The 211-nt window shown below is 35.1% G+C and carries 1 protein-coding gene; it reads right to left on the bottom strand.

Annotated elements, in window-relative coordinates; genetic code table 11:
- Window position 1: 1 nt before the first annotated feature.
- Window positions 2-211, bottom strand: a 210-nt coding sequence (locus V6255_RS18930) for a monovalent cation/H+ antiporter complex subunit F (RefSeq protein WP_341629480.1), incomplete at its 5' end; no start/stop codon positions are given.

Raw genomic sequence — 211 nt, 5'->3', positions numbered from 1 at the left:
ATTAAATAATATCGCCACGTAATAAGAACTTACAAAAAGCGGAAGTACATACAAAACCAAGAAGCGCAATCAAAAATGCACTTTCATAATAAATGGCAGAGCCTTGGTGGAGTCCTAACAAGATGATAAGTGAAATACTATTTATGTACATAGAATCAACGGCAATGATTCTGACTGCTGTCGTGTGACCAATGATTAAACTCAAAGCATT

The sequence above is a fragment of the Psychromonas arctica genome, assembly GCF_038155225.1.
GTDB classification, from domain to species: Bacteria; Pseudomonadota; Gammaproteobacteria; order Enterobacterales; family Psychromonadaceae; genus Psychromonas; species Psychromonas arctica_B.
This window is presented reverse-complemented; position numbering and strand designations above follow the sequence as displayed.